We start from the raw sequence: 23072 nt of genomic DNA on the forward strand, positions 1-23072 counted from the left end.
GGACTGGGGAGTCCCGCCTTGTTTGAGACTCTGGGGTCGCTGACCGCGAGCCCATGGATCTACGCCGTGGTGGCGGTGTCCGTCGTGCTCGACGTGTTCCTTCCGGTGCTGCCGAGCGGGGTTCTGGTGATCACCGCTGCGGCGGCCGCGGCGGCCGCCGGAGCGGCGGGGCCGGTGGCCGTGCCCGCGCAGGTGCCGGACATCCTGGCCCTGCTCGTGATCGCCACGACCGCCTCGGTGCTGGGGGACATGGCCGCGTACCGGCTGGCCCGGCGCGGCGGTGCCCGGCTGGACCGGGCCATCGCCCGCTCCCGTCGGCTGACACGGGCCCATGAGCGGCTCGGTACGGCTCTGGCCCGGGGCGGCGGCGCCCTGGTGGTGATCGCCCGTTTCGCGCCGGCCGGGCGCTCGGTGGTGTCCCTGGGAGCGGGCAAGACGCACCGCAAGGTGGCGGAGTTCCTGCCCTGGTCGGTCCTGGCGGGCATGGCCTGGGCGGGCTACAGCGTGTCGCTGGGCTACTTCGGTACCCAGTGGCTCGGTACCCAGTGGCTGGGGACGGCCGTCTCCGTCGTCGCCCTGTTCGCCGCGGGCGCGGTGGCCGCCTTCCTCGTCCGCCGCCCGGCCTCGCCGACGGCGGCGCCGGCAGCGTGAGCCGGTCCGGTCCTGCGGCGGCGTGCTCCCTCTGATGGAGCAGTGGCTCACCCGTTCACCCGGCCCCGATCGCCGTGCCCGGCCCGGGCTCCTAGCGTCCACAGCACGGTGCGCAACCGAATCCGCGTCACATCCGTGCCCTGGCCGCGCCGTTTCGAGGAGCCCGAGGAGTTCTCTCCATGCCCGCCAAGCCGCCTGTCACGCCACCCGTCTCCCCTCTCGCCCGACCGCTCGCGCGACCGCCCGCCCGGCGGTCCGCCGCGCCGCGCCGGCTGCTGGCCGTCGCGGCCGCGTCGCTCGCCATCGCCGCCGCCACTCCCGCCTCACTCGCCTACGCCGCCCCCACCGCCTCCGTCTCCCCCACCACGGTCGCACCGGGTGGCCGGGTCTCCCTCAACATCGCGGGCTGCGGCACCCAGACCGCCCGGGTCACCTCCAGCGCCTTCGGCGAGGCACGCCTGACCGCCGGCAGTGTGGATGCGAACAACCTCTTCGGCAACGCCACCGTCTACAACAATGCCGGTCAGGGCACGCACCGCGTCACCTTCGAGTGCGGCGGTCCGGGCGGTGAGCGCGTCACCGTCTCGCTGGCTGTCGCCCCGGGGGGCGCGCGCGGCGGGACGGGCGGCAGCATCGACTCGGTGAGCCCGGGTCAGATCGCCATGGGCGGCGCCCTCGTCATGGGCGCGCTCGGCGCCGGGGTGTGGGTGGTGCGGCGCCGCGCGGCCGCCTGACCTCCCGCGTCGCGGGAGGCCGTAGGTCCCCGGGTCAGGCGGTGGCGGTTGCGGTGGCCTGGCCCCGTACCTGCAGACCGTCGAGGAGCAGCCGGGTGGCCTCTGCGACGGCGTCCACGGACGCCTCGAACACCTCTCGGTTGTGCGCGGCGGGGACCCGGAACCCGGACACCTTGCGTACGTACTGCAGCGCGGCGGAGCGGATCTCCTCCTCGGTGGCCTTCTCGGGGATCGCGGGCGGGCGCAGGGTCTTAATGGAACGGCACATACTCCTACTATCCCGCTAGCGAGGCAGCTCCGCCCCGGACAATTTCATGATCAATCCGGCTTGGAGCCGGCCCCTGAGTTCCGGGTCCGTGACCTCGTCCAGCAGCCCTATGGCCTGCTGGGTCGTCTCGGCGGCCCGCCGGTCGTCGCGCAGCGAGGCGGTCTGGTCGGCCATGTGCCTGAGCGCGATGTCGGCCCGCCGGTGGAAGAGCTGCCCGACCAGGGTCGTGACCAGGCCGACCGAGCTGGTCACGACCCCGAGGTACAGCTCCCCGCCGCCTTCGGCCTTCCAGACGGCCAGCGCCACCCCGCAGAGGAGGATCGCCGCTCCGACCCCGGCGAACCGCTGGCTGGTCGCGAAGCTGCTCCGCGCCTGGGTCAGCCCGTAGGCGTAGTACTCCACGAGGATGGGTGTGAAGTCGTCGCGGCGGTCGCCGAGTTGTGCCGGTGGGTGCGGCCGGATGCCGCCGACGTCGTCGAACTTCGGGTGTCCCGGCCCGCCGACGGCTTCACCACCGGGCTCGGCCACCGGTTCGGCGACGTGCGCGAGCAACCGTGCCCGCTCCTCGTCCCGCTTGCGCTCGAAGCCCGCCCCGACCGCCCGCTCCAGCATCACCACCAGGACCGCGGCCACCGCCACGGCCACCCCACCCCACGCGAGCCACTCGCCCATCCCCCGACGATCCCACGGCCCGATCGTCCGGCCAAGACCTAGTAGCCCCAGCGCGGTTGGCTGCCGTCCTGGCGGCAGTAGATCAGGCGGCCGTTGCCCGCGTGCGTGGACCGGCCGAGGTCGGCCTTGCGGCAGAACTGGCCCGCGTTGTAGCAGTTCCCCGCGTTGGAGACGATCTCGCACGCGGGGTCCGCGGGCTCGGCCGGCGGACTCGTCGGAGCCTTGGTCGTGCGCTTGGGCGCCGGGGCGGTGCTGGGTGCCTTCTGGTCGGGGGTGTCCGACGGGCTCGGGACCGCGGTCGGAGAAGGTGACGGAGCGAGGGACGGAGACGGCGGCGGAGTCGGGCTCGGGGAGGCGTTAGTCGGCACCGCCGAGACCGAGGGGAGGGTCGGCGGCGCGGACACCGCCGGCCCCTCACCCCCGGCGGGCCCGCAGGCGACGGCAGCACCGGCCACCAACAGCGCGACCACCGCCCGCCGCACAACGCCCCCGGCCCGCCGAGTACGACCTCTGCCGCCCTCACCGTCACTGCTGCGCATCGCTGACATCGGAGACACGGATCAGTGCCCAGGCAGCATGGGATGCGAAAGACCCCCCGCCGTGATCGGCGAGGGGCCTTTTGACTGGTGGGCGCGGACGGTTTCGAACCGCCGACATCTGCTTTGTAAGCTCGCCCGGCCCCCACCCAGCACCCTCACGACCCAGGCCACAACGCCTCTACTCGACTGCTCGGCACTGTCAGCGTGCACGCACGTTGATGTCAGCTACGGATGTCAGCGGCCAGCCACCGACCAGGTCACTTCTTCTTCCGAAGCTTCTTCATCTTCGCTTCGGCTTCCTTCTTCTTCCGCTGCGCCACTCCGTAGCTCGACCAGCCTCCCTGGTGTAACTGACACCGAGAACTGTTCATGATCGCGGGCTTGGTACACCGACCCCCCTTGGCCGTCGGTGCCCCGCACCTGGGCTGCGTCACCTGACCTCCACTTGCTTGCAGCGACTACCGGACCCCGGGATGGTCTCGCCATTCACAGCCATCCAGGAGGCGCAGATAGCGCGGACAGAAGCACAGCCAGCACACGTCTACGGAGGGCCTGGGCGCATCGCGCGTTTCAGCAGGTCAGCCGTCTACCCTCGACTGATCGGTTCCCCGAGGAGATCCAGAGCGATGCAGGCTTCGACTGCACGCCGTGCTAGCGACTGATCGGGACCTCGTACACGATCTCGCACAGCGCGACAGGCACCACGATGTCCGCCGTCTCCACGGGCTGCCCCTGGTCGCTGTAGTACGTCCGCCGGATGTGGGTCACCAGGGCCGCCTTCTGGATCCCCAGGAGCGACGCCTCCTCGGTACTCGCCTGCCGCGGCTCCGGCTGCTCTACCGCGTGGCTGACCGTGATTCCGATCTCGGCCATGCGGTTGACGACGCCCGCCCCGGCGTGCGGCCCACCCTCGGGGAGGACGACGAGCGTGCCGGCGGTGAGCTCGTACGGCTCCCAACTCGTCGACAGCTGCACCGGCCGGCCGTCGGCGAGGAACTCGTAGACCGTGCGTACGCAGAGATCCCCTACGGCGATACCGAGACGCGTCGCGATCTCGGCCGGCGCGGGCACCTTGGCCTCCGTCCGGCTCTCCCAGTTCCCCTGCCTGCCCAAGGCCTGCATGTCCGCGCGGAAGGGAGAGCCGCCCGGCTGCTCGCGAGCCGAAGAACGGACCACTCGTACGCGCTGACGGGGCTCCGCGACGTACGTACCCGAACCCGCACGACCTTCCAGCACGCCTTGGGAGATCAGCAGCTCCTGCGCCCGTCGGACCACGTTCTCGCCGACGCCGCATTCCTCGGCGATCTGGGCGCGGGAGGGGAGCCGGTCTCCGGCCGTCCACACGTGCTCCGCGATCCGCTGCCGCAGTACGTCGGCGATGCGGAGATAAGGCGGCTGCTCAGGCATGTAGAAAATCTAGTCCACTAGCTCTAATCTAGTTAACTAGCTTTACTCAACGTGACCATTCGGCAACGGAGGCCCTCCTGTGCCCGCTTCGGAAGCAAGGGCCGAGGACCTCGCCGCCCGGTTGTCGGCCCTCGGGCTGACCACGTGTGTGGAGCGGAACGCCTCGTACACGTCGATCGAAGCGGAGCTGCCGGAAGCACTGCCCGCCGATTCGTGGCGGGAGGTCCTGGAAGTGGTGGCGGAGGCCGACCGATTCGGGCTTCTCGCCAGCAGCTTGACCGGCCGCACCCTTTGGGCCGCCGTACACAAAGCGGTCCCCGCGACGGGCGACGTCCGGGGACCTGGCCATCAGCGATAGGAGCTGATCAGCGTGCACAACCGTATGGGCCCCACCACCGCCCGCACCAGTGGGCTGTACCTCCCCTCACTCTCATATGCCACGCACGCGAGGACCACCTACCGGTCGAGCTCGTGCGCGATCGGCACACACCGCGAATGCGCCCAGTCGTCCCCCGCCACAGCACCGGTGGGTGTCCCCGTGACCTACGAGGCCTGCGACTGCTCCTGCCACACCACGGACGATGCGTCGGAACCGCAGCAGGTGAACCAGTGAGGGGATGGGCCCCCAGCGGCTCGTTAGCCGCCAACATCGAGATCACATCGGTCTGCGTGCAGCGCGGCGACATCATCCAGATCGGTGGCCAGCCGTGCCGGGTCACCGACCTCGTCCAGCTGCCCGCTGGTGCGAAGCGGCTGTCCTTCGAGTCGGGCGAGGTGCTGACAATGCACGCCCGAAGCCAACTCTTCGCCCTTCGGATGATGAGGAAGCGGTGATCCGGCCCGTGCCTTCCCGCCGTCACGCCATCGCCGATGATCTCCGGCACCAGATCGCCACAGGCCGCTTGAAGGCCGGGGAGCGTCTCCCCTCTGAGGCTCAACTCGCCGCCCGCTACACAGTCAGCACGCCAACGCTGCGGAACGCCCTCGCGCTCCTCCAGGGCGAAGGCCTCGTGGAGAAGATCCACGGCAGCGGCAATTTCGTCCGCCACCCCCTCCGCAGAATCACCTACGTCGGCGGCGGATGCCCACCGGGCGCACAGACCCCAACCGAGGAAGCTCTCCACACCACCGTCCGCACCACCCACCTCCGAGCACACGGCCACCTGACCGCCCTACTGAAGGTCTCGCCTCGCAGCCCCCTGACGGAATTCCTCTGCCTCAGTCACGAGGGCAAATCGCCGCACAGCCTCGCCCGCATCTACATCCCTCGTGACCTGGCGCCGGCCGACATCTCCGGAAGTGCGTTAACAGCACGACTGGCAGAGCTGCGCCCGCCGCTGGCCGAGGTCGAGGAGAAAGCCAGCGCCCGTCTCCCGACTGCGGATGAAGCGACGTTCCTCCGCATCAGCTCGACCCTGGCCGTTCTCTCGATCACGCGCGTGGCAACCGACACCACCGGCCGTGTCGTAGAGGCGGCTCTCCTGGTACTCCCTAGCGACCGTGCCGACGCAGTCTTCACCACCCGCCACACGACCGAAGCCAGAAGGACGGAAGGATGACACCTCACAGCGAGCTGCGACTCCTGCCGTGGTCGGGCCCGGACGGCAAACCCTGCTTCCTGAGCGCTGACGACAACGCCGGCTACCTGTCCCGCCTCGCCGACAACACCGAAGCGGTACAACTCGGCTTAGGAACGGAGCTCCTGGACCATGCGCTCCAAGTCCTCGCTGACAAGGAGGCCGACCCGGACGAACTCCGCCTCCTGGCAACGGACCTGTCCGGAGCCCTGCGAGACGCGGTCCGCGTAGCAACCAGCCGCGGCCACCGCCTACCGACACCAGCCCCCTCCACTCCCGAAGAACGCGGCGTCACCCCGCGTTCGCCGGCGGTCTCCGGCTACTAGCACCACACCCCATCGACAGCGAAGCCCCCAGGCGATCTCTGGGGGCTTCGCTGCTCATGTGTAACTGCGACTAACAAACGGCTCCGGAGGCACCGTGCGTCTGACGCGCTTCAGCAGGTCCTGGGACATCCACACCTCGCGCGAACCCGGCCGTCCACGAATGGACTGCGAGGCCGCAGACGGGCCGCTGCCAAGGCATGCGGGAACGTTGAGAGGGGTAGTGCTGTAGCCCAGCCCGGGACGTAGAGCAGAACTGCCCTCCGCGCCCTGCTGATCGCTAACCTGTCGAAGGTCGGCACCGACAGATCAACACCGGGGGAGTAGATGGATCGCGTCACCAAGGCCTATCTCAATGCATTTCGCGACGAGCAGTCGATCGAGCACCTCGGCGAGTCCCTCGCATTCGAGCTCTTCGCCGACTATTGCGTAATTTCCGACTCTTACGATGATGAATTCAACATCACCGATGTGCACACCGGTGGCGGCGATGACCTAGGAATCGACGGCATTGGGATAGTCGTCAACGGTAGCCTCGTGAACTCCATCGAAGACATGGAGGGACTACTCAAGATCAATGGGACGCTGGACGTAACCTTCTGCTTCATTCAGGCGAAAACAAGCTCTAATTTCGCGGGCGAGCAAATCACGACCTTCCTCGACGGTGTTGATGAATTTTTCGCGGAAGTTGCGACGCTCCCAATGAACGAAATGGTCAGCAACTCGCGCGCCCTCATGCAGAAGATCTACGACAATAGCCTGCGGTTCCGCCGCGCGAAGCCTCAATGTCGCCTTAGCTTCGTCACGACTGGCCAGTGGGTGGCCGACGAATACCTCACAAAGAAGATCGACAAAAGGGTCGCAGGGCTTAAAGCAACTGGGCTATTTTCGGAAGTGAGTTTCTTTCCGATGGGTGCCGACGAGTTGCATGCAGGCTACCTACGTAGCAAGAATAGCGTCACCACTGAATTCTCCTTCTCCAATAAAGTCCTCCTTCCTGATATTGCCGGCGTATCGGAATCCTATCTCGGTGTAATTTCCGGCCCGGAGTTTATTAAAATTCTATCCGACGGCTCCGGAAATATCCGAAAATCCCTCTTTAATGACAATGTTCGCGACTTCCAGGAATATAATTCCGTGAACGCCGACATCAAGCGAACTCTTGAGGAGGATTCCAGCAAGGGTAGGTTCGTCGTCCTGAATAACGGAGTCACCATTGTGGCTCGCGAGCTGACCACCACGCGGGACAAGGTTGCCATTAGCGACTACCAGATCGTCAACGGCTGCCAGACGAGTCACGTACTATTCGACCAAAAGGAGCACCTCAACGAGCAAGTTCAAGTCCCTCTGAAGATCGTCGCGACCCAGGATGAAGACGTAGTGAACTCCATCATTACAGCGACCAATCGTCAGACCCAGGTGACAAATGAAGACCTGTATGCGCTCGGTACGTTCGCCAAAAAACTGGAGGGGTTCCTGAGCTCATACAGTGATGATCAGCGACTCTATTACGAGCGACGCTCCAAGCAGTACAACGCAGTGTCCGGCATCAAGAAGGTTCGGATCGTAACCAAGTCGCAGCAGATTCGCGCCTTCGCGGCCATGTTCCTCGACGAGCCGCATCGAGCCATTAGCTACTACGCTGACCTTCAGACCCAGGTCGGCACGCGTATCTTCAATGATGGGCACAAGCTGGAGCCTTATTATGTCTCAGCTTACGCCCATTTTAAACTTGAGTTCCTTTTTCGCAGCGGGGGTGTCCCCGTAAAATACAAGCCAGCTCGATATCATCTACTGATGGCACTGCGCTACATTGCCGGGGGTGCAGACATGCCGGCGCTTGGAGCTAATAAGATAGAGCGATACTGCAACTCTATCTGCGAAATCCTCTGGGATAACGCGCAGGCCACTGCGGCGTTCATGCAGGCGGCCAAAGCCGTTGACTCCAGCCTGGGTGTCCCCAAACTCACTCTGGACGTCGCTAAGACCAGGACTTTCACCGACTCTCTCAAGCAATCACTTGGAGTCCAGGTGCGATCCGCCCCTCAATCTTGAGCACCTAGGTCGGCGGAGCGGCTTTGGCCGGTGTCCTGCCCGGGTTGGGGTCGAGCATGATCAGGGGGCCGTACGCTGGTTGGCAACTCGGTCAGCCCTTGGGCCTGACCGCAATGTGATCGAGTGGCCCCCTGGTCTTGCTCGACGCGGGCCCCGACCCGGGGAGGTGGGTAAAGCCGTGGAGCCGACCGCCCCAGCCACAGCGGGTTGTCCCACCCATCAACCCGAGCCGTAGGCGTGCGGGCCGGCGGCCGGGGTGGAGCGGGGCGGAGACAGGAGCGCAGGCCCGGGCGACGGGCCGCGCGCGCCGCGCTGTGCGCGGCGGGTGCCTTGATGAAGTAGGGAAACTCTCACCGCACCGTGAGCAGCTGGCGCCCGTCATGACTCCGAACGTGAGGCCCGTCCCCGTCCAGGGCATCCAGCAGTCGGATCGCATAGACATGGGACATCCGCTCGGACACTTCTGCGGGCGTGAGCCACTGGACTGCCGTGGTTTCGTCAGACGTGCGCTCGGTGCCGCTGGAAGGCTTGCACCTGAAGACCAGGGCCACGACGCCGACAACGACGTTCTTGTAGACCCCTGTGAGCTCGTCCACCTCGACGTGGATCCCGGTTTCCTCCAGGACTTCCCGGCGCACCCCGTCCTCCGGCGTCTCCGCCAGCTCCAGCACCCCACCCGGCAGCTCCCACGTCCCGTTGTCCGCGCGCCGGATCGCCAGCAGCCGCCCGTCATCCCGAACCACCACTCCCGCTACTGATACGGAGTGGCGTGGCGTTGACCGGGTCGACGGGGCACTGTTACTCATGTACATGAGCATAGGAGGAAGCGAAGGACCATGGGAACAGCTGTAGGAGGTGGCAAGGCCGTACCGCGGTACTTGCAGATCGCCGAGGACATCGTCCAGCAGATCCGCGCCGGCGCTTTGAAGCCTGGCGACCAGGTGCCGAGTGAAGCCGACATGGTCGAGCGCTACGGCGTCTCGGGCGGGACCATTCGCAAAGCCATGCTTGAGATCCGTGCCAGCGGCCTTGTGGACACGCGGCACGGCAAGGGTTCGTATGTGAAGGCACGTCCGCCCGTACGTCACCGGTCCTCGGACCGCTTCCGCCGGTCGCTCCGTCAGGGTGGGAAAGCCGCGTACCTGGCCGAGTCCGCGCAGTCCGGTGCGACCGCCAAGGTCAGTGTCATCTACATCGGGCCGATGGAGGCCCCGCAGGGGATCGCCGAGCGGCTCGGCGTCGACGTCGGAACCAAGGTGCTCGCACGTCGGCGCCTGTACTTCCGCAACGGCACGCCCGTCGAGACGGCGACGTCGTACCTGCCCTGGGACGTGGTGCGGGACATCCCGGAACTCTTCGAGGAGAACCCCGGCGGTGGTGGCATCTATGCCCGGCTGGAGGATCACGGCCACGTCTTCGCGGAGTTCGTAGAGACGTTGCAGGCCCGGCCGGCGGCCAAGGCGGAAGCGTCAGAGCTGGCTCTCAGCCCCGGTTCTCCGGTGGTTCACCTGCTGCGAGATGCCGTGACCGAGGAGGGGCGGGTCGTGGAGGTCTGCGACACCCTCATGGCGGCTGACCAGTTCGTCTTCGAGTACCGGATCCCGGCGGCCGACTGACGGTCGCTCAACTCCCCACAGCCCGCTGCGAGTTTTCCTTCGTAGCGGGTTGACTCATGTATAGGAGTCGGGCACTCTTCTTCATGTCACTCCTATACATGAGTGACGGAGTCCAGCATCTATAGAGGAGTGATCCCGCATGCGTCAGATCCCCGTAGATACGTCGGCCGCGCTGGTGATGGTGGCTGTGCCTCCGGCGCCGAAGATCAAGGACCGTCGCACCGGTGAGATCGCCGTCGACATCGAGACCGGCGCCCAGATGGTGACGGTGGACGTGCTGTTCGCCGCGAACGGTGAGGCCGAGGTCCTGTCCGTGGCTGTGCCCAAGCCGGGTGTGGCCGACGACCTGGTCATGGGCACGCCGGTGGCGCTGACCGGGCTGATGGCCCGGCCGTGGGAGAACGAGTTCAACGGTCAGAAGCGGCACGGGATCAGCTTCCGGGCCGCCGCCGTCACCGCCCTCGCCGCGCCGGTCAAGGGCTGACCCCGGTGTCGGGGGGACAGCTCGCCGCGCTGGTCGGCTTAGTCCTGGTCGCCGCCCTCGTCGGGTGGCTGAGGGGGAAGCGCCCGGTCTGGTACTGGCTCGGCTTCGGATGGTTGGCCACCGTGGTCCGGCTGGCATGGACGTACCGCTCGGTGATGGAGGCCTGCGGCCTGACCGAGCAGCCGTCCCGGTCCCGGGTGATCCTGGCGGCGGCGATGGACCGAGTACCCGCGCAGGCGGTCCCGAAGCTGCGTCGGATGCGGATCACCCGTTCCGGCCTGGTGCTCAGGGTCAAGATCCTGCCAGGTCAGGAAGTCCTCGACTTCGACGCCGCGACCGAGCGTCTGCGGCACTCCTGGCGGATGCACGGGGTGCACGTCAAAGCCCTGAAGCCCGGGTTTCTGGAAGTGCGGCTGATCGCCTACGACGTCCTGCGCCGGGTCACCATGCCGCGTAAGCTCCCGTCCGAACTGCTCAAGGTCCCGGTGGCGTTGCGGGCCGATGGTGCAACGCACGTACGGGACTTTCGTGCCAGCCCTCATGAACTGGTTATCGGGGCCACGGAGTCGGGGAAGTCGGTCTACCTGCGCGGGCTGGTCGCGGGCCTGGCGTCTCAGCGGGTCGCGTTGGTCGGGATCGACTGCAAGTGGGGTGTGGAGCTGGCCCCGTTTTCCCGCCGGCTGTCCGCCCTCGCTTACACCCCGGAGGACGCGACCGTTCTCCTCGACCTGCTCGTGGAGGAGATGACCAACCGCTACGAACTGATCCGGGCCTCGCAGCAGCTGGCCTCCGACATCCCGCCGGAGTCGATCACCTCGGACGTCTGGGGCCTGCCCGAGGACATCCGTCCGGTGCCGCTGGTGCTGATCGTGGACGAGGTCGCCGAACTGTTCCTGATCGCCAACAAGTCCGACGAGAAGCGGCGGGATCACATGGTCACGCAGCTCGTCCGGCTGGCTCAGCTCGGCCGTGCCGCCGCCATCTACCTGGAAGTCTGCGGCCAGCGCTTCGGCTCCGAACTCGGCACCGGCGCCACCGCCCTGCGCGCCCAGCTCACGGGCCGCGTCGCCCACCGCGTCAACGACGAAGCCTCCGCCAAGATGGCGCTCGGAGACATCAGCCTCCGTGCCGTGGGCGCCGCCACCTCCATCGCTGCCGAACGTCCCGGCACTGCCGTGATCGGCCTCGTCACCGGCGGCTGGGCCCGTATCCGGTCCCCGTTCGTCTCCCTCGACCAAGCCGCGGCCGCCTGCGCCGAACATGAGCACCTCACCCCGGGCATCCCGGCCCTGGACGCCTTCCGCCCGCACCACCCCGCTGCGGCCGCGATCCCGTCCCCGGCCAAACAGAGCGTCTGACCTCTCACCCCACCTGGTCGGCGCGACCACCTCGCGCCACGTCCCTACCCCTCCCATGCCCAAAACAGGAAGGAGGAGACCCGCGATGCGCCCCACGCTCCGACCGGACGCCGTCCTCGTACAGGCCGTGATCGCCGGTGCCCTGTCCTTCGCCCACCTCCACGACCTGGCCGAAGCCGCCGGACAGGACGGCTGGAAGGCCTGGGCCTACCCGATCAGCGTGGATCTGCTCCTCGTCGCCGCCTGGCGCCGACTCCGGCTCCTGCGGGATACCGGAGATCAGACCCGCTCGGCGTGGACCTGGTTCGCCGTCGCCCTGGCCGCGTCCCTCGGCGCCAACGTCGCCACCGCCGGCCTTCTCGACCTGAACACCGTCCCGGCTTGGCTGCGGATCCTCGTTGCCGGATGGCCCGCCCTCGCCTTCCTCGGCGGCACCCTCCTGGCACACGCCCCGGCAGAGCAGTCGCCTTCCACAGCTGTGGACGACGCCGAGTCCGCGCCCGTGTCCCTGGACATCGAGCCCGTGTCTGAGGCCGCTCCGCCGGTCACCGAGATCCCGGCTCCGGAGCCCGCCCCCGCGCTGCCCGCTGCTCCTGCGGTCGCTGTCCCGGATGCCCTCCTGGACTACGCCCGGAAGATCGCCGCCGATCACCACGCCCGGACCGGCGGCCCGATCGACCCCGACACGCTGCGCACCCGCCTGGGAGTCCCCGCCCCGATGGCCGACGCCATCGCCGCCCAACTCGCCTGAGGAGAACAGCCCATGCCCCGCTACCGCTTCCGCGACGTCCGCCGCATCGGCCCGGTCGAGGTCGGCACCTACACCGACCGCCACGGCCGCGAGGCCCACGCCGCCGCCTGCACCGCCCCGCGCTGCGACTGGTCCGCCGACTACTCCAGCCGCGCCGCCGCCGAACTCGCCGCCCAGTCCCACCGCTGCGCCGCCCGCTGACCTCTAGGGAGAACCCGCCATGGACGTACCGCTCTGGCTCTGCGTGATCGTCGTCGGCGCACTCGCCGTCAAGCTCATCCGCCCGCCCTGGTGGCTCGTCGCCGTACTCCTCCTCGGCGGCTACCTCCTCGCCAGCAGCCTCCTGGCACCCGCCATCGACGCCGCAATCAAGTAGCCCCACCGCGAAAGGAGAACCGCCCATGATCCGGCCCAAGATCCCGGTCAACCCGCTCCCGACCGGCTTCGTCACCCCGCTCGTCCACCCGACCACCGCCGTCGAGCCCCACCACACGGCCACCCCGGCCTGCGGCTGCGACCACACGCCGGCTCCCGCCACCTCGTCCCGGGTCCCGGCCGTCCGCCTCACCCCGGCCGGCCTTCTCACCGCCGTTGCCGCCGGAACGGGCGTCGTCCTCGTCGTCGGCGCGGTCCTGGTCTCCATGCTCCTGGCCGTCGCCATCACCGGCGCCTCGGTCGCCGTCTGCGCCGTCGTCCTGCGCTCCCTGCTCAACCAGCAGACCCGCCGCTGACCGGCCCCGGGACGGCCTCAACCGCCAAGCTTCCGCCGTCCCGGCGCCGCACTCCTGCCCGAACCAAACGATCCGGAAGGAAGCACCATCATGGCCCAGCACACCCACGCCCCCGGGCGCGTCTGCCCGAACTGCGGCGGCCACCCCTCCGTCGCCATCACCCTCGGCGGCCGCGACCGCACTGGCCACCTGCGCACGATCACCGCGTACTGCCCGGCCTGCCACGGCACCGGCATCCGGCTCACCATCCGCCGCACCGCGGCCGCCTCGGCCGGGCGGTGACCGCATGAACGACACCCTTGGTGGTCTGCTCTCCACCCAGGCTCCGATGCTCGCCGCACTCGCCCGCCTGGCCCAGACACACCCGGACTTGCCCGGTGCCTACCTCACCACCTCCGACATCACCCCCGGCGAAGCCCACGCGCTCCTCGACCACCCGAGCGACGTCGAAGCATGGCGCGAAGCCCTCCACATGGACAGCACCGACGTAGCGATCACTACCCGCAAGGACCAGACCAAGTTGGGGTTCACCGTGCCGCTCGGCTCGATCTCCCTGCACGTCTACGCACTCTTCCCGCTCGCCACTCAGGTGGTGACCGCGTGACCAACCTGCTCCAGGACCCGGCCACCCTCGGCGACATGCTGAGGGTGGCCTCGGCCCCTGACCACCACCGCTGGAAGGACCAGATCCTTCGCACCGGCGGCTGCTCCGACCCGATCCACATCACCGGCTGGACCGTCGCCAAGGACAAGACCACCGGCGAGACCCTGCACCGGTACTCCACTGAGAATGAACCCGGCGCACGCCTCCGCATCGCCTGCGGCAACCGGCGCGCCTCCCGCTGCCCCGCATGCGCCTGGACCTACGCGGGCGACACCTACCACCTGATCCGGGCAGGCCTCGCCGGAGACGACCACCGCGACATCCCCGCCACCGTCCGCGAACACCCCCGCGTCTTCGCCACCCTCACCGCCCCGTCCTTCGGCTCGGTCCACAATCGGCCCGCCAGCCGCCCGTGCCGGTGCGGCAAGCACCACCAGGAGGACGCCGCCGAACTCGGTACCGCACTCAACCGCGCCACATACGACTACGCGGCCGCCGCCCTCTTCAACAACATGGCCGGCGCCCTCTGGGACCGCTTCGCCAAGCGGCTCCGCCGAGAGATCGCCGCCTACGCCGGACTCTCCCAACGCGCCCTGAAGGAAGTCGCCCGGATCTCCTACGGCAAGGTCGCCGAGTTCCAGAAGCGCGGCGCCGTCCACTTCCACGCCGTCATCCGCATCGACGGACCCGACGGACCGGACAGCCCTCCGCCCGCCTGGGCCAGCACCGAACTGCTCGACGCCTCGATCCGGGCCGCCGTCGCCCACTCGTACACCTCTGTCAGCCTCCCCGCCACCGGAGACCAGCCCGCCCGCACCTTCCGGTGGGGCACACAGCTCGACGTACGCCCCATTAGGGCCTTCGGTGACGGCTCCGACATCACCGAGCAGGCAGTGGCTTCGTACGTCGCCAAGTACGCCACCAAAGCTGCCGAGAACACCGGCACCCTCGACCGCCGCATCGGCAACCGCGAAGCCCTGGTCCTCCTCGACGTTCCCGACCACACCGCCCGCCTGATCGAAGCCTGCCTCGACCTGGACCTGCTCTACCCGGACCGTCGCCTCGCCGCCTGGTCACACATGCTCGGATTCCGCGGCCACTTCTCCACCAAGTCCCGGCAGTACTCCACCACCCTCGGCGCCCTCCGCCAGACCCGTGCCGACTACCGCGCCGCCCAGGAACGCGAATCCCACGGCCTTGGCGACATCGAGCCGGACACCGTGCTCGTCCTCGCTTCCTGGCAATACGCGGGACATGGGCACTCCCCCGGTGAGTCCGTGCTCGCCGCCAGCATCGCCCGCGGCATCCAGCTCAATCGCCAGACCGCCCGCGAAGCCTTGCAAGACCAACTCGCCCTGGAAGGAGCAGCGTCGTGACCACCGCCGCCGCCGAACTGCTGACCGTGCCCGAGGTCATGCAGCGGCTCAAGTTGGGGCGCTCGACGGTCTACGACCTCATCCGATCGCGTCGGCTTGTGTCCATCACCATCGGCCGGGCTCGCCGGATCCCCGCCCACGCCGTCCGGGAGTTCATCGACCACGAGATCGAGGAGGCCGCCTGATGGCCACCCAGCGCAAGCGCAATCCCAACGGCGCGGGCACGATCACCCAGCGCAAGGACGGCCGATTCCAGGCCGCTGTCTACGTCCTCCAGCCCGACGGCACCCGGGCCCGGAAGTTCGCCTACGGCAAGACCTGGGCCGAGTGCGACGTGAAGCGCCGGGACCTGCTCGCCAAGGTGGACCAGGGCGTGCCCGTGCCCACGCGCTCCGCCAAGCTCTCCGAGTGGCTGCCGTACTGGCTGGACAACATCGTGAAGCCCCACCGCAAGCGCACAACCCATGCCAAGTACGAAGTGCACGTCCGGCTTTACCTCGTGCCCCTGCTCGGGTCGAAGCGGCTCGAATCGCTGAGCGTGGGCGACGTTCGGCGGGTCCTCGTACAGCTCCAGAAGAAGACCAGCGCCGCGACCGCCAAGGAGTCACATCGGGTACTGCGAACCGCTCTCACCGCGGCCGTCCGGGAGGAGCTGGTCACTCGGAACGTGGCAACACTGGTGGAGCCTCCGAAGGTTGAGGATCGGGAGCTGTCGCCGTGGACCCTCCAGGAGACGTTGGACTTCCTCGCCGCCGGCCGCAAGGACCCGCTGTTCGCCGCCTTCGTGCTGGCCATCGCGCTCGGCTTCCGGCGGGGCGAGATCGTCGGGCTTCGGTGGGAGAACGTGGACCTTGAGAAGCGGGAGATCCGGGTGCGGACTCAGCGGCAGCGCGTTGGCGGCGAGGCCTACGAGGACGGCCCCAAGGGCAAGCGGCGTCGGCAGACGCTTCCCCTGCCCGGGATCTGCGTCGCTCCCCTGCGTTGGCAGCGGATGAAGCAAGCGGAGATGCGGGCCAAGGCCGGGGAGAAGTGGGAGGAGACCGGGTACGTATTCACCACCCGGACTGGGCGGCCCATCGAGCCGCGGAATGTCTACCGGTCCTTCACCCGGGTGGCCAAGGACGCCGGTCTCAGGGTGATTCGGCTGCATGACGCGCGGCATGGGACGGCTACTCTGCTGACCGCCGCCGGCGTCCCGCCCCGCGTCGTGATGGAGATCCTCGGACACAGTCAGATCGCTGTCACGATGAACGTGTACGCGCACGTCGTGCAGGACACGCAGCGCGAGGCCATCGGGCACATGGACCGGCTGCTGAGGCAGCGGCCCGGCCGTCCCTGACCGCTCCCGTTGATGTCAGATGCAGATGTCAAAGGCCCCCCGCCATGATCGGCGGGGGGCCTTTGTACTGGTGGGCGCGGACGGTTTCGAACCGCCGACATCTGCTTTGTAAGAGCAGCGCTCTACCCCTGAGCTACGCACCCGTGGATGAGTGAACAGCCTACATGGCGAGCGCACCCCCCACGCAAACCCGTTCCCGTGAGGGAGAATGGTCCGGGGCATGGCGGACGCGGTACGGGAGAGGGATTGTGACAACAGCATCCCGGCGTTGGTTCGGTGGGCGGGACGAGAGTCGGCGGGCGGATGCGCAGGCGGCCAAGGATGCCGCCGCCGCGGCGTTCTACGAGCTGGACACCGCGCAGCGGGATCTGCGGATCTCGATCGAGACCATCGCCGCCGCGGACGGGTCGCCCGCCGCGCGGCAGGCGAGCGAGGGGTTCGCCGCGCTGGGGCAGCGGATCGACCAGGTCAGCCATGTGTACATCGAGGCCGTCGACGCGCACGACCTGGACCGGGTGGATCTTGAGGCCTCCGTCGCCACGCAGGCCCGGGAGCAGTTGACCCGGGCGCGCGATGAGCTGGTGCGGGCCAAAGGGGAGCTGGACCGGTTCGCGCAGGGGCTGCAGCCGCTGCTGGACAAGGCCGAGACGCAGCTCGCCCGGGTCGCGCCGGCCCGGGAGCGGGCCAAGGCCGCGCTGCTGGCGGCCAGCGACGCGCTGGACGCCGTACGGGCGAAGGGGATGCGGGCCGATGATCTGGCGGCGCGGCTGGCCGCGCTGGGCCCGGAGCTGACCAAGCTGAACCAGGGCGCGGCCCAGCACGGGGTGCAGGAGACCGTGCAGCGCGCCGACCGGATCCTGCGGGACGCCGAGGGCGTACGGGCGGAGGCGGCGCGGCTGCCGGAGCGGGCCGCGGAGATCGACCGGCGGCTGGTGAGCCTGCGGACGCGGGCCCAGGCGCTGCGCAACCGGGCGGACCGGGTGGATCCGGTCCTGAGCGAGCTGCGTCGCCGGTTCAGCGCGGCCTGCTGGCAGGACCTGCAGCACGTCCCTGACCAGGCGATACGGGATGTCGCGCTGGCGGAGGACCGGCTCGAGGAGGCTTCCCGGGCGCGGGACGAGCAGCGCTGGGCCGACGTAGGGGTGCTGATCGACGGGGTACGGGCTTCGCTGGAGGCCACGGACGAGGCGGTGTCGGCCGCGCAGGACCGGCTGACGCGGCTGGAGGAAGTGGCGCGGAACCCGCAGGCCGAGGTGGACCGGACCCGGTTCGCGATCCGGGATGCGCAGCGCCTCGCGATGGCGGGCCGCAGTGTGCCCGATCCGCGGCACGCGCGGCCGCTGGACGAGGCGGTGGCCCGGATGGAGCGGGCGCTGGCGGGGCTGGAGGGGCGGCACCCGGACTACTGGCATTTCCTGCAGGAGATGGAGGAGGTCCGGATGGCGGTGGGCCGGGTGGTGGCGGATATGCGGGGCCGGAGCGCCGCAGGCTGAGGCCGGGGTTGTCGGGGGGCAGGCATCGGCGGATGCTGGAGGGGCCGGAAACGGAGCAGAGGAGGGCGCAATGGCTGCCCACACGTCCCACAAGCCTCGTGCAGCCCGTGCACCCCAGGCACCGTCCGCACCGCAGGATTCCTACACGGCTCACGCGCTCTACGGGTGCACCGAGCCCCACGAGAACTACGCACCGTACGTGCCCCACGAGCCGTACGAGACCCACGAGCCGCCGGCCGGCCCCGGCAGGCTGCAGCGCCTTCTGCACCCGGTCAATGCCGAGCTCGACGAGCACCTGCCCGTCGACCACAAGCTCGGCAAGGTCTACCGGGTCGGCGCCGGCCTGACCGGACTGCTGCTGGTCGTCTTCGGCATCCTGGGGCTCATCGACGAGATCGGGTTCTTCGACACCGGCGGAGACACGGTGCTCGCGCTGAACACCAACGGCGCGCTGAGTGTCCTGTCGATCTGTATCGGGGTGCTGCTGTTCGTCGGGATGGTGATCGGCGGGACCTTCGCCTCCACCTTGAACATCGTGCTCGGGGTGCTGTTCATCCTGAGTGGATTCGTCAATCTCGCCCTGCTGGACACCGGTTTCAACTTCCTGGCCTTCGAGATCCAGAACGTGCTGTTCAGTTTCGTCGTCGGCGTGATGCTGATGTGGTTCGGGATGTACGGGCGGGTGGGCAGCGCGCTGCCGCACGACAATCCGTACTGGCGGGCCCGCCATCCCGAGCAGGCGGCCCGGGAGCAGCGGGCGGCGGCACAGACCGGGAGGCGGGTCCAGGCCCTGCCGTAATTCCTCCCGCCGCCGTTAACCTGGCCGCATGCCTCGATACGAATTCCGCTGCCGGACCTGCGACGACACCTTTGAGGTGAGCCGGCCGATGGCCGAGTCCTCCGCGCCCGCCGACTGCCCCGCCGGGCACGCCGACACCGTCAAGCTGCTCTCCGCCGTCGCCGTGGGCGGTACCAGCAGTGCCCCCGCGCCCGCCCGGGCGGGAGGCGGCGGGGGCTGCTGTGGTGGGGGCGGCTGCGGCTAAACGGTCTGGCGCTTGCGCGAGAGCGTCAGGCCGTCCGAGATCGCCAGCATCACGGACTCCATGCGGGAGTCGGCCGCGACGTGCTCGTTGAAGGCGCGGACACCGGCCGCCGAGCCGGTGGCCGACTCGTCGAGGACCGTGCCGTGGAACAGGGTGTTGTCCGTGACGATCAGGCCGCCCGGACGCAGCCTCGGCACGAGCTCCTCCCAGTACGCGATCTGGCTCTCCTTGTCCGCATCCACGTAGGCCATGTCGATGTGCGGCTCGGCGGGCATCGCTCGGAGCGTGTCCAGCGCCGGCGCGATGCGCAGCTCGATGCGGTCCGCGACGCCCGCCGCCGCCCAGGCCTCCCTGCCGTACGCCGTCCACTCCTCGGAGACGTCGCAGGCGATGAGACGGCCGTCCGCGGGCAGTGCCCGGGCCATCGACAGGGCCGAGAAGCCGGTGAAGGTGCCCACCTCCACGATGTGGCGGGCGCCCGTCAGCCGGACCAGGAAGGCCAGCAGCGGCCCCTGCTCCTGCGCCGACTGCATTCCGGCGACGTCCGGGAACTTGGCGTACGTCGTCTCCACCAGCCCCCGCTGGACCTCGTCCAGCGGGGGGTTGTGGTCGAGCATGTACCGGTAGAGATCGTCAGTGATCTTGGTGCTGTTGCCCTTGGTCATACGGCCAGTGTCGCAACCGCCCTGCCGAATGCGCGGACGATTTCCTCACCTGCCAGCACTCCGGCCGCGGACAGGGCCGTCACCGTCGGCGCCGTCCAGGCGGCGTCCGCCAGCTCGCCGTGGCCCGGGCGCCAGGCCGCGTCCGCCGCCAGCAGCAGGTCGGCGTCCAGGAGCGAGTCGCCGGCGGCGAGGGTGGCCGTGGCGCCGGTCCGGCGGGCCACCTCGTGCATCGCCGCGCTCTTGGTCAGCGGACGCGGCACGGCGTAGATCTTGCGGCCCTGGAGCGAGACCGTCCAGCCGCGCTCCTGCGACCACTCGGTCAGCGACTTGAGCCACTCGTCGGGCACCAGGGCACGCTCGACGACCAGGTACGCGAACAGGTCCTCCGCCACCCGTGCCTTGCGCAGCCACGCCGGGTCCGCCGTCGCCAGCAGATGGGCGTGCACCTCCTCCAGCGGCGCGCACTCCCGCGCCAGGCGCGCCGCGACCTGCCGCCGCCAGTCCCGGTCCGGGACCCCGTCGACCAGCAGCTGGCCGCCGTTCGCGCAGATCGCGTACGGGGCCGGGCGGCCGGGGAAGCGGATCCGCTGGTACTGCTTGCGGGTCCGCGTCGTCGTCGGGACGAAGACGACCGACGGGTCCGCCGTCAGCTCCGCCAGCAGTCCCGCCGCCGTCTCCGTCATGTAGGACAGCGGCTTGCTCTCGTGGACCTCGACGCACAGCAGCCGCGGGGCCTCCGGGTCGGGCATGGTCAGGCCGAGGGCCGCCGCCGAGTAGATGAGCGTACGGTCGAGATCACTGGCTACCAGGACAGTCACTTCGAGGCCACAGCCTTTCCGTCGGCGCCGGTGGCGCCGCGCGTGAATCGGGGGTGGATGAGTCCGACGCACGTGTAGGGCAGCCCGTCGACCTCCTCCACGGGGACACCGCGCTGCTCGGCGAGCAGCCGTACGTGGTCCAGGTCGGCGCCCGCGCCGCGCTGCGCGAGGATCTTCCACGGCACCCGGCGCAACAGCACCCGGGTGGTCTCGCCGACTCCGGGCTTGACCAGGTTCACGTCGTGGATGCCGTACTCCTCGCTGATCCGCTCCACCGCCTCCCAGCCCTCCCAGGCCGGCGTGCGGTCGGCCGCGAGCAGCTCCTTGACCTCGGCGGCGACGGCGTCGGCCACCTCGCCGAAGCGGGCGGCGACGGTGTCGACGAAGTCGACGGAGACGTCGGCTCCGGCGAGCTCGCGGTAGAACTTGGCACCGTGGAAGTCGGCGGGCCCGACCAGGTCGGACCTCAGCACCGTACGCGAGACGAGACCGGAGACGGTGGAGTTGAGGCAGGCGGACGGGATCAGGAAGTCCTCGCGGGTGCCGTACGTCCGCACGCACGAGCCGGGGTCGGCGAGGACCACGATCTCCGGGTTGAAGCCGGGGCCCCCTTCTTCCTGCTGATGGGCCGTGAGGGCGGCGGCCAGCTCGCGCGTGATGGCGCCCTTGCCGGTCCAGCCGTCGACGAAGACGACGTCGGCCGGGTCGTGGTGGGCGGCCAGCCAGCGCAGGGCGTTGGCGTCGATGCCGCGGCCGCGCACGATGGAGACGGCGTAGTGCGGGAGGTCCAGGCCGTGCCGGAGCTGGGCCCAGCGGCGCATGAGGACGCCGACGGGCGTTCCGGCGCGGGCCAGGGAGACCAGGACCGGGGACGGGGTGCGCTCGGCGAGGACGGTCTCGGTGACGGTGCCGACCGCTCGGGCGATGCGGGCCGCCGAGGCGGTCAGGGCGCTCTGGTAGAGGTCCTGGTACTGCGGGGAGGGCTGGTACTCGACGGGCAGCGATTCCGCGTAGTGGGCGCCGCCCGCCTGTATCGCCTCCTCGCGCTCCTCGGTCGGGGCCTCCAGCTCGGCGCCGGAGAGGTCCTGGAGCAGCCAGCCGACGTCCTCGGCGGCGTAGGAGGAGAAGGCGGGCCCGCGCAACGGCTCGCGCAACGGCCCGCGCGTAATCGTCTCGTGCGTGATCGTCTCGTGCGTGATCGGCTCGTCCGTGATCGGCTCGGTCATGATCGGCTCTTGCTCCTGCCGGTCGGGTACGTAGGAAGGTACGGCGGCCAGCAGGACGCGGCCGGTGTGCGGAGCCAGGCTCGCGAGCAGTCCCGACCGCAGCTCGGGGGTGTCCCCTGCAGAGTCGACGACGGCGACGACGGCGTCGAAACCGGCACCCGCGACGTTGTACGCGTACCGGTCTCCGGGGCCGTCGGCCGGGGCGTCGTGCGCGGGGAAGACCAGCCGGGTGCGGATGGCGTAGCCCGGGTCGTCCACGGCGAGGACGGGCGAGCGGGTGGTGGTGGAGAAGCGGACCTCGCGGGCCGCGCCCGCCTCCTCCAGGGCCTTGGCGAGGCGCAGCGGCGCGTACATCAGCTCCTCGTTGCCGAGTACGAGGACACGGCCGGGCCGCTCGCCGAGCGCGGCCGTGAGCCGGTCGGTCAGGGCCGGCAGGGCCGCGTCCAGCGCTTCGCGGTGCGCGGACGTGAATCCGTGGCGGCCGCCGTCCGGGACCCGGGCGGGCCAGCCGAGGTCGACGCGCTCGTGGTCCGGGCGCGGGCCGTCCGCCGGGGCCGGTGCCTGCGGGCGGGGCGCGATGCCGTCGGCGGCCGCCTCGTGCTCCTCGACCAGGGCCTGGCCCTCGGCCAGGACGCCGGGCGGGAGGGACACCGTGCCCGAGGCCAGGGCGACGAGGTCCACGCGGGCGCCCAGTTCGGCGGCGAAGGCGGTGAGCCGGTCGCGGTCGGCCGCGGAGCGCATGTCGACGAGGGCGACGACCACGTAGTGCGAGCGCGGGTGGCGGGTGTGGAGGTCGCGGATGGTGTTCAGCACGGTGTTGCCGGTGGAGAACTCGTCGTCGACGAGGACCAGCGGGCCGCTGCCGGCCAGCAGCGCGGGGTCCTCGGGGAGCAGCAGGTGTGAGGTGGCGTGCGAGTGGGCCTCCTCGAAGCCTCCCGCGGGCTCCACTCCGGGCACGGGCCGGCGGGTGGAGTGCAGGTAGGGGGCCGGGCCCAGGCCGTCCGCCACGCAGTGGCCGAGGCCGGTGGCGGTCTCGGCGTAGCCGAGGACCACCGCCGAGGCGGCCCCGTCCGCGCCGAGCAGGGCCCGGACCCGCTCGCCGAGCCCGTATCCGGCGGCGTAGACGGCCGCCGGGGACTGCGGGACGTGCTTGCCCAGGACCTGCGAGACCAGCAGGTGCGCCCGCTTGGGGTTGCGCCGCAGCGCCAGCCCGAGGAGTTCCGTCAGCCGCGGTCCCCCGGCTCCCCCCTCGGCGTCCCGCAGTCGCACCCCGAGCCGGTCCGCGACCCATGTTCCCGACCACACCGTGTCGATCGTCTTGCCTTCCCTCGTCGTCACCGGC

The 23072-nt window shown here is 69.6% G+C and carries 30 protein-coding genes and 1 tRNA gene; 22 read left to right on the forward strand and 9 right to left on the reverse strand.

Annotated elements, in window-relative coordinates:
* The first annotated feature begins 18 nt into the window (after positions 1-18).
* Both OG737_RS08205 and OG737_RS08210 read left to right on the forward strand, forming a co-directional pair.
* On the forward strand, positions 19-651 hold the full coding sequence (locus OG737_RS08205) for a VTT domain-containing protein (protein WP_328925479.1): 633 nt from the start codon (positions 19-21) through the stop codon (positions 649-651).
* A 179-nt stretch (positions 652-830) separates the two neighbouring features.
* The gene (locus tag OG737_RS08210) at positions 831-1385 is read left to right on the forward strand and encodes a hypothetical protein (protein WP_328925480.1); all 555 of its coding nucleotides are present in this window, start codon (positions 831-833) and stop codon (positions 1383-1385) included.
* A 34-nt stretch (positions 1386-1419) separates the two neighbouring features.
* On the opposite strand, the gene OG737_RS08215 is transcribed toward OG737_RS08210, so the two are convergent.
* The 4 genes from OG737_RS08215 to OG737_RS08230 form a co-directional block, all read right to left on the reverse strand.
* Positions 1420-1653 (reverse strand): DUF2277 domain-containing protein, encoded by a 234-nt coding sequence (locus tag OG737_RS08215; protein WP_328925481.1) that lies wholly within the window; start codon positions 1651-1653, stop codon positions 1420-1422.
* Between the two features lie 15 nt (positions 1654-1668).
* On the reverse strand, positions 1669-2325 hold the full coding sequence (locus OG737_RS08220; protein ID WP_328925482.1) for a TRADD-N-associated membrane domain-containing protein: 657 nt from the start codon (positions 2323-2325) through the stop codon (positions 1669-1671).
* Between the two features lie 38 nt (positions 2326-2363).
* Positions 2364-2864 carry a hypothetical protein gene (locus tag OG737_RS08225; RefSeq protein WP_405921359.1) on the reverse strand — a complete coding sequence of 167 codons (501 nt, stop codon included), beginning with the start codon at positions 2862-2864 and terminating at the stop codon, positions 2364-2366.
* A gap of 651 nt (positions 2865-3515) precedes the next feature.
* Positions 3516-4271 carry a GntR family transcriptional regulator gene (locus OG737_RS08230; RefSeq protein ID WP_405921360.1) on the reverse strand — a complete coding sequence of 252 codons (756 nt, stop codon included), beginning with the start codon at positions 4269-4271 and terminating at the stop codon, positions 3516-3518.
* A 79-nt stretch (positions 4272-4350) separates the two neighbouring features.
* Between OG737_RS08230 and OG737_RS08235 the strand changes: the two genes are divergently transcribed.
* From OG737_RS08235 to OG737_RS08255, 5 genes are all read left to right on the forward strand, one after another.
* A complete protein-coding gene (locus OG737_RS08235; RefSeq protein ID WP_405921361.1) occupies positions 4351-4629 on the forward strand; it encodes a hypothetical protein in 279 nt (92 codons plus the stop codon).
* Positions 4630-4880: 251 nt separating this feature from the next.
* Positions 4881-5105: a hypothetical protein gene (locus OG737_RS08240; RefSeq protein ID WP_405921362.1), complete on the forward strand. Its 225-nt coding sequence runs from the start codon at positions 4881-4883 to the stop codon at positions 5103-5105.
* Positions 5102-5830, forward strand: coding sequence for a GntR family transcriptional regulator (locus tag OG737_RS08245; RefSeq protein ID WP_405921363.1), 729 nt, complete (start codon positions 5102-5104; stop codon positions 5828-5830). The genes OG737_RS08240 and OG737_RS08245 overlap by 4 nt, the downstream gene beginning before the upstream one ends.
* Positions 5827-6174: a hypothetical protein gene (locus OG737_RS08250; protein ID WP_405921364.1), complete on the forward strand. Its 348-nt coding sequence runs from the start codon at positions 5827-5829 to the stop codon at positions 6172-6174. The genes OG737_RS08245 and OG737_RS08250 overlap by 4 nt, the downstream gene beginning before the upstream one ends.
* Before the next feature lie 324 nt (positions 6175-6498).
* Entirely contained in the window at positions 6499-8226 is a 1728-nt protein-coding gene (locus tag OG737_RS08255; protein ID WP_405921365.1) for an AIPR family protein, read from the forward strand.
* A gap of 350 nt (positions 8227-8576) precedes the next feature.
* On the opposite strand, the gene OG737_RS08260 is transcribed toward OG737_RS08255, so the two are convergent.
* On the reverse strand, positions 8577-9044 hold the full coding sequence (locus tag OG737_RS08260; RefSeq protein ID WP_405921366.1) for an NUDIX hydrolase: 468 nt from the start codon (positions 9042-9044) through the stop codon (positions 8577-8579).
* A gap of 18 nt (positions 9045-9062) precedes the next feature.
* On the opposite strand from OG737_RS08260, the gene OG737_RS08265 reads away from it, so the two are divergent.
* The 12 genes from OG737_RS08265 to OG737_RS08320 all read left to right on the forward strand — a co-directional run bounded on the left by OG737_RS08265 (position 9063) and on the right by OG737_RS08320 (position 16485).
* Positions 9063-9842 (forward strand): GntR family transcriptional regulator, encoded by a 780-nt coding sequence (locus tag OG737_RS08265; RefSeq protein ID WP_405921367.1) that lies wholly within the window; start codon positions 9063-9065, stop codon positions 9840-9842.
* Positions 9843-9981: 139 nt separating this feature from the next.
* The gene (locus tag OG737_RS08270) at positions 9982-10326 is read left to right on the forward strand and encodes a hypothetical protein (RefSeq protein WP_405921368.1); all 345 of its coding nucleotides are present in this window, start codon (positions 9982-9984) and stop codon (positions 10324-10326) included.
* A gap of 5 nt (positions 10327-10331) precedes the next feature.
* Complete coding sequence (locus tag OG737_RS08275) at positions 10332-11684, forward strand: FtsK/SpoIIIE domain-containing protein (RefSeq protein WP_405921369.1); 1353 nt, start codon at positions 10332-10334, stop codon at positions 11682-11684.
* A gap of 85 nt (positions 11685-11769) precedes the next feature.
* Positions 11770-12435: a DUF2637 domain-containing protein gene (locus tag OG737_RS08280; RefSeq protein WP_405921370.1), complete on the forward strand. Its 666-nt coding sequence runs from the start codon at positions 11770-11772 to the stop codon at positions 12433-12435.
* A 12-nt stretch (positions 12436-12447) separates the two neighbouring features.
* A complete protein-coding gene (locus tag OG737_RS08285; protein WP_405921371.1) occupies positions 12448-12636 on the forward strand; it encodes a mobile element transfer protein in 189 nt (62 codons plus the stop codon).
* Between the two features lie 19 nt (positions 12637-12655).
* On the forward strand, positions 12656-12811 hold the full coding sequence (locus tag OG737_RS08290; RefSeq protein WP_405921372.1) for a hypothetical protein: 156 nt from the start codon (positions 12656-12658) through the stop codon (positions 12809-12811).
* A 25-nt stretch (positions 12812-12836) separates the two neighbouring features.
* Positions 12837-13166 (forward strand): SpdD-like protein, encoded by a 330-nt coding sequence (locus OG737_RS08295; RefSeq protein ID WP_405921373.1) that lies wholly within the window; start codon positions 12837-12839, stop codon positions 13164-13166.
* Positions 13167-13256: 90 nt separating this feature from the next.
* A complete protein-coding gene (locus OG737_RS08300; protein WP_405921374.1) occupies positions 13257-13448 on the forward strand; it encodes a hypothetical protein in 192 nt (63 codons plus the stop codon).
* 4 nt (positions 13449-13452) lie between these two features.
* Positions 13453-13770 (forward strand): hypothetical protein, encoded by a 318-nt coding sequence (locus OG737_RS08305; protein WP_405921375.1) that lies wholly within the window; start codon positions 13453-13455, stop codon positions 13768-13770.
* Positions 13767-15146: a replication initiator protein RepSA gene (repSA, locus tag OG737_RS08310; RefSeq protein ID WP_405921376.1), complete on the forward strand. Its 1380-nt coding sequence runs from the start codon at positions 13767-13769 to the stop codon at positions 15144-15146. The genes OG737_RS08305 and repSA overlap by 4 nt, the downstream gene beginning before the upstream one ends.
* The gene (locus tag OG737_RS08315) at positions 15143-15331 is read left to right on the forward strand and encodes a helix-turn-helix domain-containing protein (RefSeq protein ID WP_405921377.1); all 189 of its coding nucleotides are present in this window, start codon (positions 15143-15145) and stop codon (positions 15329-15331) included. Before repSA ends, OG737_RS08315 begins: the two co-directional genes overlap by 4 nt.
* Positions 15331-16485 (forward strand): tyrosine-type recombinase/integrase, encoded by a 1155-nt coding sequence (locus tag OG737_RS08320; RefSeq protein WP_405921378.1) that lies wholly within the window; start codon positions 15331-15333, stop codon positions 16483-16485. Before OG737_RS08315 ends, OG737_RS08320 begins: the two co-directional genes overlap by 1 nt.
* 68 nt (positions 16486-16553) lie before the next feature.
* Here OG737_RS08320 and OG737_RS08325 read toward each other — a convergent pair.
* Positions 16554-16628 (reverse strand) — tRNA-Val (locus OG737_RS08325).
* A gap of 21 nt (positions 16629-16649) precedes the next feature.
* Between OG737_RS08325 and OG737_RS08330 the strand changes: the two genes are divergently transcribed.
* The 3 genes from OG737_RS08330 to OG737_RS08340 all read left to right on the forward strand — a co-directional run bounded on the left by OG737_RS08330 (position 16650) and on the right by OG737_RS08340 (position 19021).
* On the forward strand, positions 16650-17978 hold the full coding sequence (locus OG737_RS08330) for a hypothetical protein (protein ID WP_405679990.1): 1329 nt from the start codon (positions 16650-16652) through the stop codon (positions 17976-17978).
* A 70-nt stretch (positions 17979-18048) separates the two neighbouring features.
* Complete coding sequence (locus tag OG737_RS08335) at positions 18049-18777, forward strand: DUF4383 domain-containing protein (protein ID WP_328925487.1); 729 nt, start codon at positions 18049-18051, stop codon at positions 18775-18777.
* A gap of 28 nt (positions 18778-18805) precedes the next feature.
* Positions 18806-19021, forward strand: coding sequence for a zinc ribbon domain-containing protein (locus tag OG737_RS08340; protein ID WP_328925488.1), 216 nt, complete (start codon positions 18806-18808; stop codon positions 19019-19021).
* Here OG737_RS08340 and OG737_RS08345 read toward each other — a convergent pair.
* The 3 genes from OG737_RS08345 to OG737_RS08355 are packed head-to-tail and all read right to left on the reverse strand — an operon-like array spanning position 19018 to position 23068.
* Complete coding sequence (locus tag OG737_RS08345; RefSeq protein ID WP_328925489.1) at positions 19018-19686, reverse strand: O-methyltransferase; 669 nt, start codon at positions 19684-19686, stop codon at positions 19018-19020. The two genes, OG737_RS08340 and OG737_RS08345, sit on opposite strands and share 4 nt — an antisense overlap.
* Positions 19683-20504, reverse strand: a complete 822-nt coding sequence (locus OG737_RS08350; protein ID WP_328925490.1) for an HAD family hydrolase — start codon at positions 20502-20504, stop codon at positions 19683-19685. The genes OG737_RS08345 and OG737_RS08350 overlap by 4 nt, the downstream gene beginning before the upstream one ends.
* Positions 20501-23068: a phosphoribosyltransferase gene (locus OG737_RS08355; RefSeq protein WP_405921379.1), complete on the reverse strand. Its 2568-nt coding sequence runs from the start codon at positions 23066-23068 to the stop codon at positions 20501-20503. The genes OG737_RS08350 and OG737_RS08355 overlap by 4 nt, the downstream gene beginning before the upstream one ends.
* Positions 23069-23072: the final 4 nt, after the last annotated feature.

Origin of the sequence: Streptomyces sp. NBC_00122 (assembly GCF_045160845.1) — a bacterium.
In the GTDB taxonomy this organism is placed as follows: Bacteria; Actinomycetota; Actinomycetes; order Streptomycetales; family Streptomycetaceae; genus Streptomyces.